The sequence below is a fragment of the Neorhizobium sp. SOG26 genome (assembly GCF_003491345.1).
Lineage (GTDB): Bacteria > Pseudomonadota > Alphaproteobacteria > Rhizobiales > Rhizobiaceae > Neorhizobium > Neorhizobium turbinariae.
In genome coordinates this window covers 2,377,362-2,394,804 of the sequence record NZ_CP025512.1, presented here as the reverse complement: position 1 = coordinate 2,394,804, position 17,443 = coordinate 2,377,362, and the positions used below count along the sequence as shown (strand labels likewise).

General features: G+C 61.6%; 16 protein-coding genes. 9 read left to right on the top strand and 7 right to left on the bottom strand.

Annotated elements, in window-relative coordinates:
- The first annotated feature begins 69 nt into the window (after window positions 1–69).
- Complete coding sequence (gene ku / locus CYG48_RS11860) at window positions 70–876, top strand: non-homologous end joining protein Ku (RefSeq protein WP_118850576.1); 807 nt, start codon at window positions 70–72, stop codon at window positions 874–876.
- 4 nt (window positions 877–880) lie between these two features.
- On the opposite strand, the gene ligD is transcribed toward ku (CYG48_RS11860), so the two are convergent.
- Window positions 881–2,860, bottom strand: coding sequence for a DNA ligase D (gene ligD, locus CYG48_RS11855; RefSeq protein ID WP_118850575.1), 1,980 nt, complete (start codon window positions 2,858–2,860; stop codon window positions 881–883).
- 2 nt (window positions 2,861–2,862) lie between these two features.
- Entirely contained in the window at window positions 2,863–3,786 is a 924-nt protein-coding gene (gene ku / locus CYG48_RS11850; RefSeq protein WP_199925130.1) for a non-homologous end joining protein Ku, read from the bottom strand.
- Window positions 3,787–3,982: 196 nt separating this feature from the next.
- On the opposite strand from ku (CYG48_RS11850), the gene CYG48_RS11845 reads away from it, so the two are divergent.
- On the top strand, window positions 3,983–4,444 hold the full coding sequence (locus tag CYG48_RS11845; RefSeq protein ID WP_390919488.1) for a sigma-70 family RNA polymerase sigma factor: 462 nt from the start codon (window positions 3,983–3,985) through the stop codon (window positions 4,442–4,444).
- A gap of 113 nt (window positions 4,445–4,557) precedes the next feature.
- On the opposite strand, the gene CYG48_RS11840 is transcribed toward CYG48_RS11845, so the two are convergent.
- Window positions 4,558–5,283, bottom strand: a complete 726-nt coding sequence (locus tag CYG48_RS11840) for a glutathione S-transferase (protein ID WP_118850573.1) — start codon at window positions 5,281–5,283, stop codon at window positions 4,558–4,560.
- Window positions 5,284–5,286: 3 nt separating this feature from the next.
- Window positions 5,287–5,919 (bottom strand): UdgX family uracil-DNA binding protein, encoded by a 633-nt coding sequence (locus CYG48_RS11835; RefSeq protein ID WP_118851623.1) that lies wholly within the window; start codon window positions 5,917–5,919, stop codon window positions 5,287–5,289.
- 175 nt (window positions 5,920–6,094) lie between these two features.
- Between CYG48_RS11835 and CYG48_RS11830 the strand changes: the two genes are divergently transcribed.
- On the top strand, window positions 6,095–8,437 hold the full coding sequence (locus CYG48_RS11830; RefSeq protein WP_118850572.1) for a glucose/quinate/shikimate family membrane-bound PQQ-dependent dehydrogenase: 2,343 nt from the start codon (window positions 6,095–6,097) through the stop codon (window positions 8,435–8,437).
- A gap of 128 nt (window positions 8,438–8,565) precedes the next feature.
- A complete protein-coding gene (locus CYG48_RS11825) occupies window positions 8,566–9,306 on the top strand; it encodes a metallophosphoesterase family protein (protein WP_118850571.1) in 741 nt (246 codons plus the stop codon).
- 2 nt (window positions 9,307–9,308) lie between these two features.
- On the opposite strand, the gene CYG48_RS11820 is transcribed toward CYG48_RS11825, so the two are convergent.
- From CYG48_RS11820 to CYG48_RS11810, 3 genes are all read right to left on the bottom strand, one after another.
- Window positions 9,309–9,635: a BON domain-containing protein gene (locus CYG48_RS11820; protein ID WP_118850570.1), complete on the bottom strand. Its 327-nt coding sequence runs from the start codon at window positions 9,633–9,635 to the stop codon at window positions 9,309–9,311.
- Window positions 9,636–9,684: 49 nt separating this feature from the next.
- The gene (locus tag CYG48_RS11815) at window positions 9,685–11,625 is read right to left on the bottom strand and encodes a hybrid sensor histidine kinase/response regulator (RefSeq protein ID WP_118850569.1); all 1,941 of its coding nucleotides are present in this window, start codon (window positions 11,623–11,625) and stop codon (window positions 9,685–9,687) included.
- A 123-nt stretch (window positions 11,626–11,748) separates the two neighbouring features.
- Window positions 11,749–12,654, bottom strand: a complete 906-nt coding sequence (locus tag CYG48_RS11810) for a LysR family transcriptional regulator (protein ID WP_118850568.1) — start codon at window positions 12,652–12,654, stop codon at window positions 11,749–11,751.
- A 171-nt stretch (window positions 12,655–12,825) separates the two neighbouring features.
- Here CYG48_RS11810 and CYG48_RS11805 point away from each other — a divergent pair, with 171 nt between their 5' ends.
- The 5 genes from CYG48_RS11805 to CYG48_RS11785 are packed head-to-tail and all read left to right on the top strand — an operon-like array spanning window position 12,826 to window position 17,431.
- A complete protein-coding gene (locus CYG48_RS11805; RefSeq protein WP_118850567.1) occupies window positions 12,826–14,040 on the top strand; it encodes an ABC transporter substrate-binding protein in 1,215 nt (404 codons plus the stop codon).
- Window positions 14,040–14,822 (top strand): ABC transporter ATP-binding protein, encoded by a 783-nt coding sequence (locus tag CYG48_RS11800; protein WP_118850566.1) that lies wholly within the window; start codon window positions 14,040–14,042, stop codon window positions 14,820–14,822. Before CYG48_RS11805 ends, CYG48_RS11800 begins: the two co-directional genes overlap by 1 nt.
- Complete coding sequence (locus CYG48_RS11795) at window positions 14,822–15,526, top strand: ABC transporter ATP-binding protein (protein ID WP_118850565.1); 705 nt, start codon at window positions 14,822–14,824, stop codon at window positions 15,524–15,526. Before CYG48_RS11800 ends, CYG48_RS11795 begins: the two co-directional genes overlap by 1 nt.
- A 1-nt stretch (window position 15,527) precedes the next feature.
- Window positions 15,528–16,415, top strand: a complete 888-nt coding sequence (locus CYG48_RS11790; RefSeq protein WP_118850564.1) for a branched-chain amino acid ABC transporter permease — start codon at window positions 15,528–15,530, stop codon at window positions 16,413–16,415.
- A 14-nt stretch (window positions 16,416–16,429) separates the two neighbouring features.
- Window positions 16,430–17,431, top strand: coding sequence for a branched-chain amino acid ABC transporter permease (locus CYG48_RS11785; protein WP_118850563.1), 1,002 nt, complete (start codon window positions 16,430–16,432; stop codon window positions 17,429–17,431).
- The last annotated feature ends 12 nt before the right edge of the window (window positions 17,432–17,443 follow it).

The window sequence follows — 17,443 nt, the reverse complement described above, 5'->3', positions numbered from 1 at the left end:
GCCATCGGCGTTGGTTCCGGAACCGCGGTGGGCGGTTGCGGGTTGATGCGGCAAAGAAGGAGGCGGCCGATGGCGCCACGCGTTTTCTGGAAGGGATATCTCAAGCTGTCGTTGGTGACCTGCAGGGTCACCATGACGCCGGCCGTTACCGAAAGCGCCAAGGTGCGCTTCCACAACCTCAACCGGAAAACCCAGAACCGCGTGCTTAACCAGTACGTCGATTCCGTCACGGGCGACCCGGTCGACGAGGATGACCAGGTTAAGGGTTATCCCAAGGGCGAGAACGATTACGTGCTGCTCGAGGATGAGGAGATCGAGGATGTCGGTCTCGAAAGCACCCGCACGATCGACATCGAAACCTTTGTGCCGGCAGATTCCATCGGCTGGATCTGGTACGATCGGCCGCATTATCTGGCGCCCGATGACGAGGTGAGCGCCGAGGCCTTCACAGTTATCCGCGAAGCAATGGCGAAAACGAAAACTGGCGGTATTGCACGACTTGTCATGTATCGGCGCGAACGGGCCGTGCTGCTGTTGCCGAAGGACAAGGGTATTGTCGTCTGGACGTTGCGCTACGGCGACGAGGTGCGTGACGCGGAAGATTATGCCGCTGAAAAGCCCTCGGAAAAACCGGACAAGGCGCAGCTGAAGCTGGTCGAAAAGGTGATCGGGGAGCGAACGCAAGCCTGGAAGGCGTCGATGGCGAGCGATCCGGTGCAGGAAAAGCTGCTCGACATCATTGCAAAGCACCAGAAGGGCCGCAAGCCGAAGAAGGGCGCCGGCGGCAAGGCTTCCGAGCCATCAAGCAATGTCATTGACATCACAGAGGCTTTGAAGCGCAGCTTACAGGCCGAGAAGAAATCCTCGCGACGCTGAGCCTCTACTTCTCCTTGAACACGATCGGCGCTTCTGCCTTGCGGAATTCACCCCAGGGGTCGCGTGTCTGCTGCGCGATGCGGGCGGCGGCATTGGCGACGGTGAAGTAGTTCGGACTGATCGCGTCCGTCAGTTCCTCCCATTCGATCGGCATCGACACTGGGGCGCCGGGCCGGGCGCGGGTGGAATAGGGCGCCACGGCCGTGTTGCCGCGGCCGTTCCGCAGGTAATCGATCAGGATCTTGCCGGTGCGCTTCGACTTGGTGATGGTGGAGACGTATTTATCCGGCTCGTCGGCGGCCATGCCGTCAGCCAGCGCCTTCATCGCCGCCTTTACCTGCGGCCACTCGGCCTCAGGCTTCACCGGCGCCACAACATGCAGGCCCTTGCCGCCGGAGGTCTTGACGAAGGCCGTCAGCCCCATCTCCTCGAAGCGCCGCTTTACCTCATAAGCCGCCTCGATAGTCTTTTCCCACGAGACCCCGTCGCCGGGGTCGAGGTCGATATTGACCATGTCGGGCTTTTCCCAGTCATTCACCGTTGACCCCCAGGGGTGGATCTCGAGTGCTGCGCCCTGCACGAGGCCGAGCAGGCCGTCGAGATCGCGAATGGTGATGTCTTCCTGCTCGGGATCGGCCGGATCCTTCACCAGCGCCGCGTTCTTGTTCATCCCCTTCCAGCCGTGTTTCTGGAAGAACAACTGGCCCTTGATGCCGTCGGGACCGCGCAGCAGCGCAAGTGGACGGTTGACGACGAAGGGCGCCATCAGCCGCCAGACCTGCGTGTAATAGTCTGCAAGCCCAGCCTTGGTGACGCCGGCATCGGGCCAATAGACCCGGTCGGGGTGCGTCAGGTTGACAGTACGCTTGGCGGGCATCGGCGCATCCTCCGCTTCGGCAGCGCCTTCGCGAACGATGTCCCCGGCATCCTTGTCCTCGCGCAGGCCGCGAAAGGCAGCATGCCGGATATGCGAGTCTGCCGTCCAGCCCCGGAATTCGACTTCTGCGACAAATTCCGGCTTGAGATAAACGACATCCTTGCGCTCAACCGCCGTCAGCTTCTCATCGAACGGGCTCTTTGGGATCCGCAACTCATCGAGCCGCTTAAACAACGATTGCGCTACCGCATTGGAATAACCAGTGCCGACGCGACCCGCATGACGCAGCTTTCCGTTCTCGTAGTAGCCCATGACCAGCGAGCCGATCGCCGTCTTCGAGACGGAGGAGGGGACATAGCCAGCCACCACGAATTCCTGCCGCGCCGAACATTTCGACTTCACCCAGTCGCGACCGCGGCCGCCGCGATAGGGCGCGGTGGCGACCTTGGAGATGATGCCCTCGAGGCTCAAGCGGCAGGCGTGCTTGAGCACGATCCCGCCTTCGTCGCCAAAATGTTCGCTGTAGCGGAGCGCTGGATCACAGTCTTTCAAGATCGTTTCCAACGTCTCCTTGCGCTTGAGGAGCGGCACGGCGGCGAGGTCGTAACCGTCGAGGTAGAGGAGATCGAAAACATGGAAGGTAAATCGGTCCTGCCGCCCGTCGCTCAGATCCTGCTGCAGGAGCGAGAAGTCGGTCGCACCGGAACCCGCCTCGACCGCGACTTCACCATCGATCACGGCATCTGAAACCGGGAGTTTTAGCAGCGCGCTGGAGATCGCCTTGCCGAACTTGTGGGTCCAATCGAGGCCCTTGCGGGTCAGGAGCGAGACCTTGCCCTGGCTGATGCGGGCCTGCAGCCGATAGCCGTCGAGCTTCACCTCATGGATCCAGCGCTTGCCGGAGGGTGCACTTTTCACCAGCGTTGCAAGCTGCGGCTCGACGAACGCAGGCAGCGGCGCCTGTTTGGCGCCCTTGAGCTCGGCGGTAAGGCTCTCCTTGCCGGCGTCTGCCGTTTTGCCTTTGCCGGACTTCGCTTTCCCGGACGTCTGCCGGTCCGATGTTTTCCTGGAGAGGCTACGCTTGTGCTCGGATGCCCCCAGCGCCATGGTCAACTCGCCTTTCTCTGCGGAGCAGTCTTACGCGATACGGTTTTCTTCGCAGCCGCCGACTTGCCGGATGTCTTCGAGGCCGATTTTTTGGCGGTGGTTTTTTTGGTCGAGGATTTTTTCGCAGGCGTCTTGCCGGGCGAAGCGGAACCACCAGCGCTCTGACGTAGCGCGTCGAGCAGGCTCGTCACCTTCTGCGGTTCCGGTGCCGGCTTCTTCTTGACCTTGCGGCCTTCGATCTTCGCCTTGATCAGTTCCTCAAGCGCGGCCTCGTAGCGATCATCAAACTTGGTCGGATCGAACGTGCCCTTCTTGGTGCCGATGATATGCTTGGCGAGGTCCAGCATCTCGCCTTCGATCTTGATGGTCTTGATCTCTGAAAAGATTTCCTTGGCCGGCCGGACCTCGTAATCGTAGTTCAGCGTGCTGGCGATCAGGCCTTCTTCGCTGGGGCGGATCAGCAGCGTCCGCATCCGGCGGAACAGCACGGTGCGCGCGAGCGCCGCGACATTCTTTTCTTCGAGCCCCTTGCGGATAAGGTCGAAAACGTCAGCGGATGCCTTGTCGGTCGGTGCCAGGAAGTAGGGGCGGTCGAGATAGATCGTGTCGACGCCGTTGCAGGCAATGAAGCTTTCAAGCTCCAGTGTCTTGTCCGCCTCGGGCACCGCCGCCTTGATCTCGTCCGGCTCGATCAGAACGTACTGGCCGCTCGAGACCTCGTAGCCCTTGATGATGTCGTCGCTTTCGACCGCCTTGCCGGTGTCGGCGTCCACCATCTCGCGCTGGACCCGATGGCCGGTTTCGCGGTTGATGATATGGAAGCTCACGCGATCGGACGTGGATGCGGCTGTATAAAGAGCGACCGGGCAGCTCAACTCCCCGACCTTCAGATAGCCTTTCCAGTTCGCGCGTGGTGCCACGGCCATAACTCCATGAAAACCCTATCAACAGGAGGTCCGCCATCTTTGTTCCGTCGGCTGGATGAACGACCCGTTCATAATGGCGGAACCAAACTCGTTTGACGTGCGTTTGCCACCGAAATTCCCGCCCATCGAGACTTCGGAGAGGTTGGCAACGGTGTCTGAATCACAGTTGAATGGTGATCCTGCACGTGCAGACATAGTGAGGCTAATTCCGGCTCTCCGAGCATTTGCCCGCACCTTCTGCCGCAATACGACTGACGCAGATGACCTGGTGCAGGAAACCTTGATGAAGGCGCTCGCGAACCTCGACAAGTTCGAGCCGGGCACCAAGCTCAAGAGCTGGCTCTTCACCATCATGCGCAATACCTTCTATACCCGCGCCAAGGTGCTGGGACGCGAGGCGCCAGGCATCGAGGAGAACGTATCCGGCGACACGCCGATTGAGGCGAGCCAGGAAACCACGGCGCGTGCCCGCGAAGTGCAGCGTGCCCTCCAGAAACTACCGCCGCACTACCGCGAGGTGCTGACGCTGGTGGCAATCCTTGGCGAAAGCTACGAGGCCGCGGCCGAAATCTGCGACTGCGCCGTAGGCACCGTCAAGAGCCGCCTGAACCGGGCGCGTCATCAGATTCTTCAGGAACTAGGAGAAGACGTCAGCTGAGCCAGGGTGGCCCAGCCGCGAACATGGTGGAGAGAGACATGAAATTCGCTTTGATCGCGACGGCGGTCGTCATTGCGACGATCGCGCCGGTATTTGCCTTTATCTGATCCGGATCACGCGGGATCCTGATCGAGTTCCGGATAATGCCGGAAGATACCCGACTCGTTGAAGGCGAGGCGGCGATCTGACTCCAGATAAGACCGGATGTTCGGCTGCGTGCGAACCTTGTCGCGCAGTTTTGCGACATCCGGATAATCGGCGTCGAAGCGAGCCATGGCGCGCGGGAAGGCATAGGCCAGCCCTTCAGCGACCTGGAACAACGACAGGTCGACATAGCTCAGGCGGTCGCCGATGGCGTGGCCGCCCCCCGCCGGATTCGCTGCAACAATGCGGTTGAAATAGCCCATGAATTTCGGCACCCGGTGCTGGAGAAAAGCCTTCGTCCGCGCCTTGGCCTCTTCCTTCTGATCCTCGTAATAGTCGGCGGTGCTGATCGGGTGGTGGGTGTCATGCACCTCCATCACGAAGTCCGCGATCGTCAGTTGCAGGCCATGGGCGAAGATGCGTGCCTGTTCGCCCTCCGGAACAAGCCCGAGCTTCGGGCCGAGATAGTGGAGGATGTTGGCGACATGCGAGACGATGATCTCCCCGTCCTTCAGGAAGGGCGGCGCAAACGGCATCTGGTGACCCTGCCGGCCTTCGATGAAGGCAAACATCTTGTCCATGCCGCCGTCGGTGCGCGCGACATCGACGTAGTCGGCGCCCGCCTGTTCGAGTGCCAGACGAACAAATTCTCCACGGCCTTGCAGACCGTCCCAGTAATAAAGTTCATAAGCCATCTGCTAAAGATACTCCCTGATCTTCCTCAAATCCTCGACAAAGCGGGCCCGGTCCAGTTCCGCATCCGGCTGGTCCATCGACCGCAGCAGCGCTGACGGGTGGATTGTCACCAGGATCGGCAATCCGGTCGGCGCGCTGAGGAAGGTGCCGCGGTCGCGAGTAACCTTTGCCTGTTTCCCAAGCAGCGCGTAGGCCGCTGTTGCGCCGAGCGCCACCGCCAGCTTCGGCTTGAGAAGCCGCAGTTCGGTTGCCAGCCAGAAGGCGCAGGCCTGGATCTCGCCCAAGTTGGGCTTGGCGTGGATGCGCCGCTTGCCGCGCGGTGCGAACTTGAAGTGTTTCACCGCATTGGTGACGTAACAGAGGTCGCGGTCAACCCCAGCCTCCTCAAGACAATGGTCAAGCAGCTTTCCCGCCGGGCCAATGAATGGCTTGCCGGCCAGATCTTCCTTGTCGCCCGGCTGTTCTCCCACAAACACCACCTGCGCCTTGGCCGGGCCTTCGCCAAACACGACCTGCGTCGCGTTCTTGTAAAGGTCGCAGCGGGTGCAGCCTTCAGCCTCCTCTGCCGCGTTGCCAATGCTGCGTGCATCCGATCCGTTGTTCTCGAAAGCTGGTCCGTCGCGCGGGGTGAGCATGGCAACAATCCTCTTCGTGAAGAGGCAGAACACGCGGTGGTTAAATGCGGTTCCTCTAATTTTGCATGGCAGCCGGTTAAACTGGAACCTTTACGCATGCCTCGTGTTGATGATTTAGGTTGGGGGAATGTTCCCGCCCTCTGCGAGAATTTTTTGTACCACAAGGTTTTTCGAAATGGCGATCAAGATCACCGCGGTCCTATTCACGCTGATAGGACTAGCTTTGGCAGTGGGCGGCGGCCAGCTGCTGCTGCTCGGCGGAAGCGCGTATTATCTCTTATGCGGCCTCGGCTTTATAGCGACGGCCGTATTGCTTTTCATGCACAAGGCGATGGCCCTGCGCGTTTACGCGGTCATCGTGCTCGCGTCGCTCGCATGGGCGATCTGGGAAGTCGGCTTCGACTGGTGGCAGCTTGGACCGCGCGGTGGTGTAATCATCATCCTCGGCATCTGGCTGCTGACGCCGTGGATCCGCCGGCCGCTCGGTTTCTCCAGCCCGACCGGCATGCGCTATGGCGCAACCGGCACCCCGCTCGCCGCTTCCGTCGCGCTCGCCGTCATTATTGCGGTTGTTTCGATGTTCATGGACCCGCTCGACAAGAGCGGCAGCCTGCCGGAACAGTCGGTCGCTGCGGCACCTGCCATGGGTGGCGATGTGCCGGATGGGGAATGGCACCAGTACGGCCGCACACCTTACGGCCAGCGCTATTCGCCGCTTGACCAGGTGAATGTCGAAAATGTCGCCAACCTCACCGAAGTCTGGCGTTACCAGACTGGCGACGTGAAGCTTCCAGAAGACGTGGGCGAAACGACCTACCAGGTCACCCCGCTCAAGGTCGGCAACGCGCTTTATGTCTGCACCCCGCACAACTGGGCAATCGCCATTGACGCGACAACCGGCAAGGAAATCTGGAAATACGACTCCAATTCGGGTCTCAACCCGGATCGTCAGCACCAGACCTGCCGTGGCGTGACCTATTTTAAGGATCAGGCCGCGGCACCCGACGCCGCCTGTGCCGAACGCGTCTACCTGCCGACGTCCGATGCTCGCCTGATTGCGCTTGATGCGAAAAACGGCCAGGTCTGCCCGAGCTTCGCCAACCAGGGTACCTTGGACCTGACGGTCGGCATGCCCTACAACCCGGCTGGCTACTACTACTCGACCTCGCCGCCGGTTATTGCCGCCGGCAAGATCATCATCGGCGGTGCCGTCAACGACAACTACTCGACCCAGTCACAGTCGGGCGTCATCCGCGCCTTCGACGTCAACACCGGCGAACTCGTCTGGAACTGGGATTCCGGCAATCCGACGCAGACCGCGCCGATCGGGGAAGGCCAGACCTACACGGCAAACTCGCCGAACAGCTGGTCGGTCTTCAGCGCCGATGAAGAGCTCGGCCTCGTCTATATTCCGCTCGGCAACCAGGTGCCGGACCAGCTCGGCATGGGCCGGTCGGAAAATGTCGAGAAGTATTCTTCTTCGATCGTCGCGCTCGACATCAATACCGGCGCGGACCGCTGGGTCCGCCAAACCGTGCACCACGACCTGTGGGACATGGACGTGCCGGCACAACCGGTGCTGCTGAATATCACCAAGCCGGATAACACCGTTGTCCCGGCGCTGGTTGGCCCTACCAAGCAGGGTGACATCTACGTGCTCGACCGCCGCACCGGCGAGCCGATCCATCCAATCACCGAGGAGCCCGCTCCGACCGGTGCTATCCCGGAAGACTTCACGGCTCCGACGCAGCCCACATCCGCAGTCACCTTCAAGCCGGATACGCTGCAAGAAAAGAACATGTGGGGCATCACCATGTTCGACCAGATGGTGTGCCGCATCTGGTTCCATCAGTACAAGTATGAGGGCCGCTACACGCCGCCGTCGCTCGAAGGCACCATCGTCTACCCGGGCAACTTCGGCACCTTCAACTGGGGCAGCGTCGCGGTGGACCCCGAGCGGCAGGTGATGTTCGGCATGCCGACCTACCTTGCCTTCACCTCGCGTCTTGTTCCGCGTGCGGACATTCCGCCGAAGGGGGAAGACGAGAAGGCCAGCGAACAGGGCCTCAACCGCAACGAGGGCGCACCTTATGGCGTCTTCATGGGTCCCTTCCTCGGCCCGCTGCAGATCCCCTGCCAGGCTCCGCCGTGGGGTTATGTTGCAGGCGTTGACCTTCGCACCGGCGAAACCGCCTACAAGCACCGCAACGGTACCGTCTACGACATGACGCCACTGCCGCTGCCGTTCAAGGTTGGTGTTCCAGGCATCGGTGGCCCGATGATCACCAAGGGCGGCGTTGCCTTCCTCGGTGCAGCCGTCGACAACTACCTGCGGGCCTACAACCTGACCACCGGCGAAGAGCTCTGGAAGGCTCGCCTGCCGGCAGGCGGCCAGTCGACCCCGATGACCTATGCCGTCGATAACGGACGCCAGTTCGTGGTGATGGTGGCAGGCGGCCATGGCTCGATCGGCACCAAGCCGGGCGACTACATCATCGCCTATGCGCTGCCGCGTTAAGCGTTAGCCCAACAACCTGAAAAAGGCCCGGCCGCAACGAGATGCAGCCGGGCCTTTTCTTTTGCGCCGAGATGGGCCAGCCTCACGATGCGGCGATGGTGCCGTGGTTTGAAGACTAGAGGCGGACGATGCGGATAGGCGTGATTGCCGATGTTCACGGAAATCTCCTGGCGCTGCAGGCGGTGTTGGCGCGGCTTCGAAAAGCGGCGCCGGATCTCATCGTCAATCTCGGGGATCTTGTGTCAGGCGCCTTCGATCCGGCCGGAGCTGCCGACCTGCAGATGAGCCTCGGTATCCCGACCATATCAGGCAACCACGAACGTCAGCTGCTGGAAGGGGCAGAGGGGCGATCGGATGCCTTTGCAAGGCCGCTTCTCAGCCAGGCGCATCTTCACTGGATGGCAAACCTACCGAAAACCGTCACTCTGGCGGATGGAGACGTCTTTGCCTGCCACGGCAGCCCCGCGGGCGGCGATCTGGAATATCTGATGGAAGACATCAGCACCGGGCGGCCAGTGATGGATACAGCCGGAAACATTGCCGCGCGCCTTGCCGGGATCGGTGACGCGCGCGTCGTGCTGTGCGGGCATACGCATGTCTCGCGGGTGGCGTGGATCGGCGACGTGCTGATCGTCAATCCCGGCAGCGTCGGCATGCCGGCCTATCGCGGATCATTTCCGGTTCCGCATCTCGTGGAAGCCGGAGCGCCGCATGCGCGTTACGCGATCATCGAGAAGACGCCGGCGGGCTGGTCAGCGGAACTGCATGCCGTGGCCTATGACTTCGAGGCCGCAGCGCGCCAGGCAGAACAGGCCGGCCGCAATGACGTTGCTCACGCCATGCGGACCGGCCGCTTGCCGGCTCCCTGATCTTACTGCCGTTGCGAACTGGGTTTCAGGCCCCGCGCGGCATTGTTCTGGTCGATGTTGAGGCCGCCGTAGAGGATCTCGTTCACGACGCTCAGCACGCCGGGCACGCTACGCGCCACTTCTTCGGCGCGGGCAGCTTCTTCCGGGCGCTGCACCGATCCCTTCAGCGTGATCTCGGTCCCGGTGGCGATGACCGTCACGTCCGTCCCGTCGAGGCCTCCGGCGGATGCTAGCGCGTCGGAGACGGCGCCCTCGAGACGGGCCTGCGGCGGAAACTCTGTCTCCACTTCCGGCTTCACTTCATGAAAATGCTGGTGCTTGAAAACCATGCTCGTTCTCCCGTGTGATGGGAAACAACGCGCGGGCGGCAAGGTAGTTTCAGGCAGCGCTGTTTAGCACCGAAGCGACGACATCCTGAAGCTGGCTTTGCGAGAAGGGCTTGGGCAGGCGCGGCAAACGGTTGTCACCACCAGCCGGCAGCTCGGCATACCCGGTCGCAATGACCACCGGCAGGTCCGGCCACTCTTCGTGAATCGCCGAGGCAAGCTCCGAGCCGGTCATTTTCGGCATGGAATGGTCGGTGATCACGAGATCGAACTTGCGGCCGCCGTTGCGCAGTTCGTTCAGCGCCTCAACGCCGTTATAGGCCTCCACCACCGTGTGTCCGAGGTCTTCCAGCATCAGCGTCGTGTTCATCAGCACAAGCGCGTCGTCGTCGACGGCAAGCACGGTAGCGTTCTTCTTCGGATGCTCAGTCATCGCAATGGGCTGCGGCACTTCAATCGGGTGGTACAATTCGGCGCCTTCGGCGACGCGAAGATGCAGCGATACGGTGGTGCCCTTGCCCTTGCGGCTGTCGATCGTCAGCTTGCCGCCGGATTGTTCGGTCAGTCCCTGGACCATGGAAAGCCCAAGCCCAGTTCCCTTGCCGACGCCCTTGGTGGTGAAGAAAGGGGTGGTTGCCCGTTCCAGAGTTTCGGCATCCATGCCTTCGCCGGTGTCGGATACGGAGAGCCTTACGTAGCGTCCGGCCGCCAGCTTGTCGGCCACCGGGTCGGCGTCGTATTCCTCGGCGCGGATGGTGATCGTGCCGCCGTTCGGCATCGCGTCGCGTGCGTTGACGACAAGGTTCAGCACCGCCGTCTCGAGTTGCACCGGGTCGCTGATCACCGGTGGCAGGTGTTCGGGAAGCGACAGCGTGATCTCGGCTGCGCCATTCACAGAAGGGTTGACGAGATCCATCATGCCCTTGATCAGTGCCGTCAGCTCGATCGCCTGCATGTTGAGGTCCTGGCGGCGCGAGAAGGCGAGCATGCGCTGCGTCAGGGCAGCTCCGCGCTCGGCGCCCTGCAGGGCATTGTCGAGCAGCGACATCAGCGAGGGGTCCTTCGGCAGTCGCTTCTTGAGGATCTCGAGGCTGCCCATCACGGCCATCAGCAGGTTGTTGAAGTCGTGTGCGATGCCGCCGGTCAGTTGGCCGATGGCCTCCATTTTCTGCGCCTGGAACAGCTCTTCGCGTGCCTTGGCAAGCGCCTGCTGGGCCGCCACGCGTTCGGTGATGTCGCGGGTGATCTTGGCAAAACCTAGGAGCTCGCCGTGCTCGCTGTGGATCGCATCAACGATGACATGCGCCCAGAAGCGGGTGCCGTCCTTGCGCACGCGCTGGCCTTCACGCTCGTAGCGCCCCTCGCGCCGCGCCATCTCCAGGCTTTTTGCGGGTTCATCGCGCTCGCGATCTTCCGGCGTGTAGAATTCGGAGAAGTGCTTGCCGATGATTTCGGAGGCATAATAGCCCTTGATACGCTCAGCGCCGGCGTTCCAGCTGCTGACATAGCCGTCCGGGTCGAGCATGTAGATCGCGTAATCCGTGACGCCCTGCACGAGGAGCTGGAACTGCTGCTCGCTGCGCTTCAGCTCCGCTTCGGCATGCTTGCGCTCGCTCAGGTCACGGGTGACCTTGGCAAAGCCGATCAGGTCGCCATTGCGACCCCAGATCGGATCGATGATGACATGCGCCCAAAAACGCATCCCGTCTTTGCGCACGCGCCAGGCTTCCGCCTCGAAGCGCCCTTCGGTGGTTGCGGTGCGCAGCGCCGTTTCCGGAACGCCCGCCTCACGGTCCTCATCGGTGTAGAAACGGGAGAAATGTTCGCCGAGGATCTCATGCGCCTCGTAACCCTTGAACCGCTGCGCGCCCGGGTTCCAGCTGACGACGCGCCCATTGGCGTCGATCATGTAAATGGCGTAATCGGTGATGGCATCAACGAGAAGCCGGTAACGTTCCTCATCCAGCAACGATACGTCGTGGCTCTGCGGCATGCTCTTCCCATTCCCCGGGTGGGTTATACGGATTCAAGATCCTACAAGCCAATATATGACTTTAGTTTGGTTTTGACAGGTTCCAATGTTCGCAGTGGTTAAAAGCCGCATCCGCGGTCGAACTTAACCCAGGAAAGCATCGCGGTTCGCCTCCACCGACGCGACGATATAGTCGGCCACGGCGCGGACCCGCCGGTTGCGGATCATGTCACGGTGGCGCACCAGGTAATAGTGGCGGATGAGCTTGATCTCCTTGGCGAGAACGATCTGCAGCTCGGGCTCGTCGCGGGCGATGAAATGCGGCAGGACGCACAGCCCCTGGTGGCGCAGCGTCGCAGTCAACTGGGCGAAGATGCTGGAGCTCTGGAAGCGGGGCTTGATGCCGGGATGCACGTCGCCAAGATAATCGAGCCCCGGCGCGAAGATCATGTCTTCGATGTAACCGATGAAGGGGTGCGCCAGGAGGTCGTCGCGGCAGGTGATCTTTGGCCTGCTCTTCAGGTACTCCTTCGAGCCGTAGATGCTCAGCCGGTAGTCGGTGATCTTCTCGATCTCGTAGGGGCCGCCCTTGGGCGGATCGAGCGATACGGCGATATCGGCCTCCTTGCGCGACAGCGACATGATCTGCTGGATTGTCACCAGCTCCAGCGACAGGTTGGGATGCTGGTCGGAGAAGTCGCCAATGCGCGGCGCAAGGAAGAAGTTCGCAAATCCTTCCGGCGCGCTCAGGCGCACGACACCGCGCTGGGCGGGGTTGCCGGAGGTGATGTCCGCCTGCAGCCGATCCGCTTCCGCCTCGATCCGCTCAGCCGTTTCCACGAAACGCTGGCCCATGGCGGTGAGCACGTAGCCACGCGGGTTTCGCTCGAAGAGCTTGACCTGGAGCGAAAGCTCCAGCCTGTCGATGCGGCGCGAGACGGTGGCGTGGCTGGTGCGCAACTGGCGCGCGGCGGTTGAAAGCTGGCCGGTCCTCGCAACGGCGAGGAAATACAGGAGGTCATCCCAGGTGAAATTCGGACTGCACTGCAAATTTCTACTTTCTGTTCAAAAATGCACAGAGGATGTTTGCAATTAATGGAGCCAACATGCTTGCGTCAACGGACGTTTTCCTCAACCATGCGTTTTGGAACGGTCGCCTTGAGGAGGGCGGCTCACCAATTTTGAACAGACACTTTGGCTTGTTCTCTGGGAGGAGAAATCATGCGCAAGACACTATTGGCATCTTTGGCGCTCGTGCTGGCTAGCAGCACGGCTTTTGCACAGAATGCAACCGGCACGGCATCCGACAACAAGATCAAGATCGGCATCCTGAACGACCAGTCGGGCGTCTATGCAGATTTCGGCGGCAAGTCATCCGTTGAAGCGGCCAAGATGGCCATCGAGGAATTCGGTGGCAAGGTTCTCGGCATGCCGATCGAAATCGTCGACGCCGACCACCAGAACAAGCCGGACATCGCCTCCAACATCGCCCGCCAGTGGTACGATACCGAGCAGGTCGATGCGATCATGGAACTGACGACGTCGTCGGTGGCGCTTGCCGTGCAGGCGGTGGCCAAGGAAAAGAAGAAGATCGACATCGTCACCGGCGCTGCAACCACCGACCTCACTGGCAAGGCCTGCTCGCCCTACGGCTTCCACTGGGCTTATGACACCCACGCACTTGCAGTCGGCACCGGCGGCGCACTCGTGAAGCAGGGCGGCGACAGCTGGTTCTTCCTCACCGCCGACTACGCCTTCGGTTATTCGCTCGAGCAGCAGACCGGCGACTTCGTGAAGGCGAATGGCGGTACCATCGCCGGCTCCGTTCGCCATCCGCTCTCCAGCACCGACTTCTCGTCCTTCCTGCTGCAGGCCCAGTCTTCCGGCGCAAAGGTTATCGGCCTTGCCAATGCCGGCCTCGATACCTCGAACGCCATCAAGCAGGCTGCCGAATTCGGCATCGTCCAGGGTGGCCAGCGCCTCGCCGCTCTGCTCTTCACGCTCGCCGAAGTCCATGGCCTCGGCCTCGAAGCGGCCCAGGGCCTGACGCTGACGGAAGGCTATTACTGGAACCGCGACGACCAGAGCCGCGAGTTCGCCAAGAAGTTCTTCGAGCGCACCAACAAGATGCCCAACATGATCCACACGGGCACCTATTCCGCCGTTCGCCAGTACCTGAAGGCCGTCGAAAAGGCTGGCACGGATGAAACCGAAGCCGTTGCCAAGGCCATTCATGAAATGCCGGTCGACGACGTCTTCGCGCAGGGCGGCACGGTCGCCAAGAACGGCCGCATGATCCACGACATGTACCTGCTGCAGGTCAAGAAGCCGGACGAAAGCAAGGAAGCCTGGGACTATTTCGACGTCCTCGACACCATTCCGGGCAAGGAAGCTTACATGGATCCCGCCAAGAGCGGCTGCGATCTGGTGAACTGATGGCGGTAGCCGCGACACACAATAATGCAGAGCCGCGGGTGGTTTTGTCCGCCCGCGGCCTCACCAAGCAGTTCGGTGCCTTTGCGGCCGTGAAGAATGTCGATCTCGACGTGCATCACGCCCGGGTGCATGCGCTGATCGGTCCGAACGGCGCGGGCAAGACCACGGTCTTCAACCTGCTGACCAAGTTCCTGCAACCGACTGCCGGTACCATTACCCTGATGGGGACGGACATCACCAAGACGCCGCCGGACAAGGTGGCGCGCATGGGGCTTGTCCGCTCCTTCCAGATCTCGGCGGTGTTCCCGCATCTGTCGGTGCTCGACAATGTGCGCGTGGCGCTGCAGCGGCCGAATGGTCTCTCGACGCAGTTCTGGCTGCCGACCTCGGCGCTCAATCGGCTGACGGCGCGTGCCGATGAACTGATCGAGGCGGTGGGGCTGAAGCGAGAGCGCAATTCGCTCGCCGCCGATCTTTCCTACGGCCGCAAGCGGGTGCTCGAGATTGCGACGACCCTCGCGCTCGATCCGCAGGTCCTTTTGCTCGACGAGCCGATGGCCGGCATGGGGCAGGAGGATATCGGCACCGTATCCAGCATCATCCGCGAAGTGGCGAAAACCCGCGCCGTGCTGATGGTGGAGCATAACCTTTCCGTTGTTGCCGACATCTGCCACCACGTCACGGTGCTGCAGCGCGGCGAAATCCTGGCCGAGGGCGATTACGCCACCGTCAGCCAGGATGAACGCGTGCGGCTTGCATATATGGGTGCGGAGGAGGCTTGATGGCAAAACCGCTTCTGGAGGTCTCCAACCTCAACGCCTGGTATGGCGAAAGCCACGTGCTGCACGGCGTCAACATGACGGTGGGCGAGGGCGAGACCATCACCATCCTCGGACGCAACGGGGTGGGCAAGACCACGACCTTGCGCACGATCGTCGGCATCATCCGCGAACGCAAGGGCGAGATCCGCTTCGATGGCAAGGACATGCTTGGCGTGCCGCTGCACAAGACGGCGCATGCGGGCATCGGCTTCGTGCCGGAAGAGCGCGGCATTTTCTCGACACTGACGGTGGAGGAAAACCTGACGCTACCGCCGGTGGTGGCGCAAGGCGGCATGCCGATCGAGGAGATCTACGAACTTTTCCCCAACCTCAAGGAGCGCCGCTCGAGTCCCGGCACCAAGCTTTCGGGCGGCGAACAGCAGATGCTGGCGATCGCGCGCATCCTGCGCACCGGCGTCAAACTGCTGATCCTCGACGAGCCGACCGAAGGGCTTGCCCCGGTTATCGTGCAGCGCATCGGCGAGGTGCTTAAGACCTTGAAGGAACGCGGCATGACGGTGCTGCTTGTTGAACAGAATTTCCGCTTTGCCAGCCGCATCGCCGACCGGTTCTATCTGATGGACCACGGCCAGATGGTGTCGGAGTTTCCGGTGAGCGAACTGCCGCAGCGCATGGACACGCTGCACAAGGTTCTGGGGGTGTAGTATGACGATGATCTTCGGCATCCCGTTGCAGGCGTTTCTCGGCCAGTTGCTGATCGGCCTGATCAACGGCTCCTTCTACGCGCTCCTGAGCCTTGGCCTTGCGGTCATCTTCGGCCTGTTGCGGGTGATCAACTTTGCCCACGGCGTGCAGTATATGCTGGGTGCGTTCGCGGCCATGCTGATGCTCCAGTATTTCGGCATCAACTACTGGTTTGCACTCATCCTGTCGCCGCTGGTGGTCGGCCTGTTCGGGGCGGTGATCGAGCGCTTCCTGCTGTCGCGGCTCTACAAGCTCGACCATCTGTATGGATTGCTCTTCACCTTCGGCCTGGCGCTGACGCTCGAAGGCACGTTCCGTTATCTCTACGGCGCGTCCGGCCAGCCTTATGCCGTGCCGGCGCAACTGGCGGGCGGCACCAATCTCGGCTTCATGTTCCTGCCGATCTATCGCGGCTGGGTCGTCGTCGTGTCGCTGCTTGCCTGCATCGGCACCTGGCTCCTGATCGAGAAGACCAAGCTCGGCTCCTACCTGCGTGCCGCGACCGAAAATCCCGTCCTGGTGCAGGCGTTTGGCGTCAACGTGCCCGTGCTCCTCACCTTCACCTACGCGCTCGGTGCCGGGCTTGCGGCCTTCGCCGGCGTGCTTGCGGCACCCGTCTACCAGGTCTCGCCGCTGATGGGCTCGAACATCATCATCGTCGTGTTTGCGGTGGTCGTGGTGGGTGGCATGGGCTCGATCATGGGCGCCATCCTGACCGGCTACATGCTCGGCATCGCCGAAGGCCTTACCAAAGTGTTTTATCCGGAAGCATCCAACATCGTGATCTTCGTGATCATGGCGATCGTGCTTCTGCTCCGCCCAGCCGGCCTGTTTGGCCGGGATGCGTGAGGGAGGTGCATGAAATGAGTGACATGACCCATAGCAGCACCACGACAGTTCGCGCCGAACGATCGGCGACCGCGTCGAAAACCTATGCCGCGTTCCTGATCCTCGGGCTCGTCCTGCTCATCGTGGCGCCGGCCTTCTTCTACCCGATCTTCCTGATGAAGCTCCTCTGCTTCGCCTTGTTCGCCTGTGCCTTCAACCTGTTGCTGGGTTATACGGGCCTGCTGTCCTTCGGGCACGCCACGTTCTTCGGTGGTGCGGCTTATTTCAGTGCGCATGTCGTGAAGGAATGGGGTTTCCCGCCCGAACTCGGCGTGCTGACGGGCGTCGCAGGTGCGGCCGTGCTTGGCCTCATCATGGGCTTCTTCGCCATCCGCCGGCAGGGCATCTATTTCGCGATGATCACGCTGGCGCTATCGCAGATGTTCTTCTTCTTCTGCCTGCAGGCGGAATTCACCAAGGGCGAGGACGGCATCCAGTCGGTGCCGCGCGGGCACCTGTTCGGCTTCATCGATCTCAACAGTTCCACCAACATGTATTACTTTGTGCTGGCGGTGTTCGTGATCGGGCTCGTCATCATCTGGCGGTTCATCAACTCGCCGTTCGGCATGATCCTCCGATCGATCCGCGAAAACGAGCAGCGCGCCATCTCGCTCGGTTATTCCGTGGCCCGCTACAAGCTCGGCGCCTTCGTGATGTCGGCGGCGCTCGCTGGGCTCGCAGGCGGTACCAAGGCGCTCGTCTTCCAGTTCGCCACGCTGACGGATGTCGCCTGGCAGATGTCGGGCGAGGTGATCCTGATGACGCTTCTCGGCGGCATCGGCACGCTGATCGGCCCGATCTTCGGGGCCGGGCTGGTGGTGACGCTGCAGAACTACCTGGCGACCTCGCAATTCCCGGTCACCATCATTACCGGAATTGTCTTCATGGTGTGCGTCCTGGTGTTCCGCCGGGGCATCATCGGCGAATTCTACGCGTCGCGACTGGGCCGCAAACTCGGCTTCGAGCACAGGCGCTGATCGGTCACGCAA

What these genes read in the sequence shown, in the direction of transcription:
- CYG48_RS11830 (WP_118850572.1), top strand. Translation starts at nt 6,095, where the DNA reads ATGGCGATCAAGATCACCGCGGTCCTATTCACGCTGATAGGACTAGCT.
- CYG48_RS11785 (WP_118850563.1), top strand. Translation starts at nt 16,430, where the DNA reads ATGAGTGACATGACCCATAGCAGCACCACGACAGTTCGCGCCGAACGA.
- CYG48_RS11795 (WP_118850565.1), top strand. Translation starts at nt 14,822, where the DNA reads ATGGCAAAACCGCTTCTGGAGGTCTCCAACCTCAACGCCTGGTATGGC.
- CYG48_RS11790 (WP_118850564.1), top strand. Translation starts at nt 15,528, where the DNA reads ATGACGATGATCTTCGGCATCCCGTTGCAGGCGTTTCTCGGCCAGTTG.
- CYG48_RS11800 (WP_118850566.1), top strand. Translation starts at nt 14,040, where the DNA reads ATGGCGGTAGCCGCGACACACAATAATGCAGAGCCGCGGGTGGTTTTG.
- CYG48_RS11820 (WP_118850570.1), bottom strand. Translation starts at nt 9,635, where the DNA reads ATGGTTTTCAAGCACCAGCATTTTCATGAAGTGAAGCCGGAAGTGGAG.
- ku (WP_199925130.1), bottom strand. Translation starts at nt 3,786, where the DNA reads ATGGCCGTGGCACCACGCGCGAACTGGAAAGGCTATCTGAAGGTCGGG.
- CYG48_RS11805 (WP_118850567.1), top strand. Translation starts at nt 12,826, where the DNA reads ATGCGCAAGACACTATTGGCATCTTTGGCGCTCGTGCTGGCTAGCAGC.
- CYG48_RS11835 (WP_118851623.1), bottom strand. Translation starts at nt 5,919, where the DNA reads ATGCTCACCCCGCGCGACGGACCAGCTTTCGAGAACAACGGATCGGAT.
- CYG48_RS11815 (WP_118850569.1), bottom strand. Translation starts at nt 11,625, where the DNA reads ATGCCGCAGAGCCACGACGTATCGTTGCTGGATGAGGAACGTTACCGG.
- CYG48_RS11840 (WP_118850573.1), bottom strand. Translation starts at nt 5,283, where the DNA reads ATGGCTTATGAACTTTATTACTGGGACGGTCTGCAAGGCCGTGGAGAA.
- CYG48_RS11825 (WP_118850571.1), top strand. Translation starts at nt 8,566, where the DNA reads ATGCGGATAGGCGTGATTGCCGATGTTCACGGAAATCTCCTGGCGCTG.
- ligD (WP_118850575.1), bottom strand. Translation starts at nt 2,860, where the DNA reads ATGGCGCTGGGGGCATCCGAGCACAAGCGTAGCCTCTCCAGGAAAACA.
- ku (WP_118850576.1), top strand. Translation starts at nt 70, where the DNA reads ATGGCGCCACGCGTTTTCTGGAAGGGATATCTCAAGCTGTCGTTGGTG.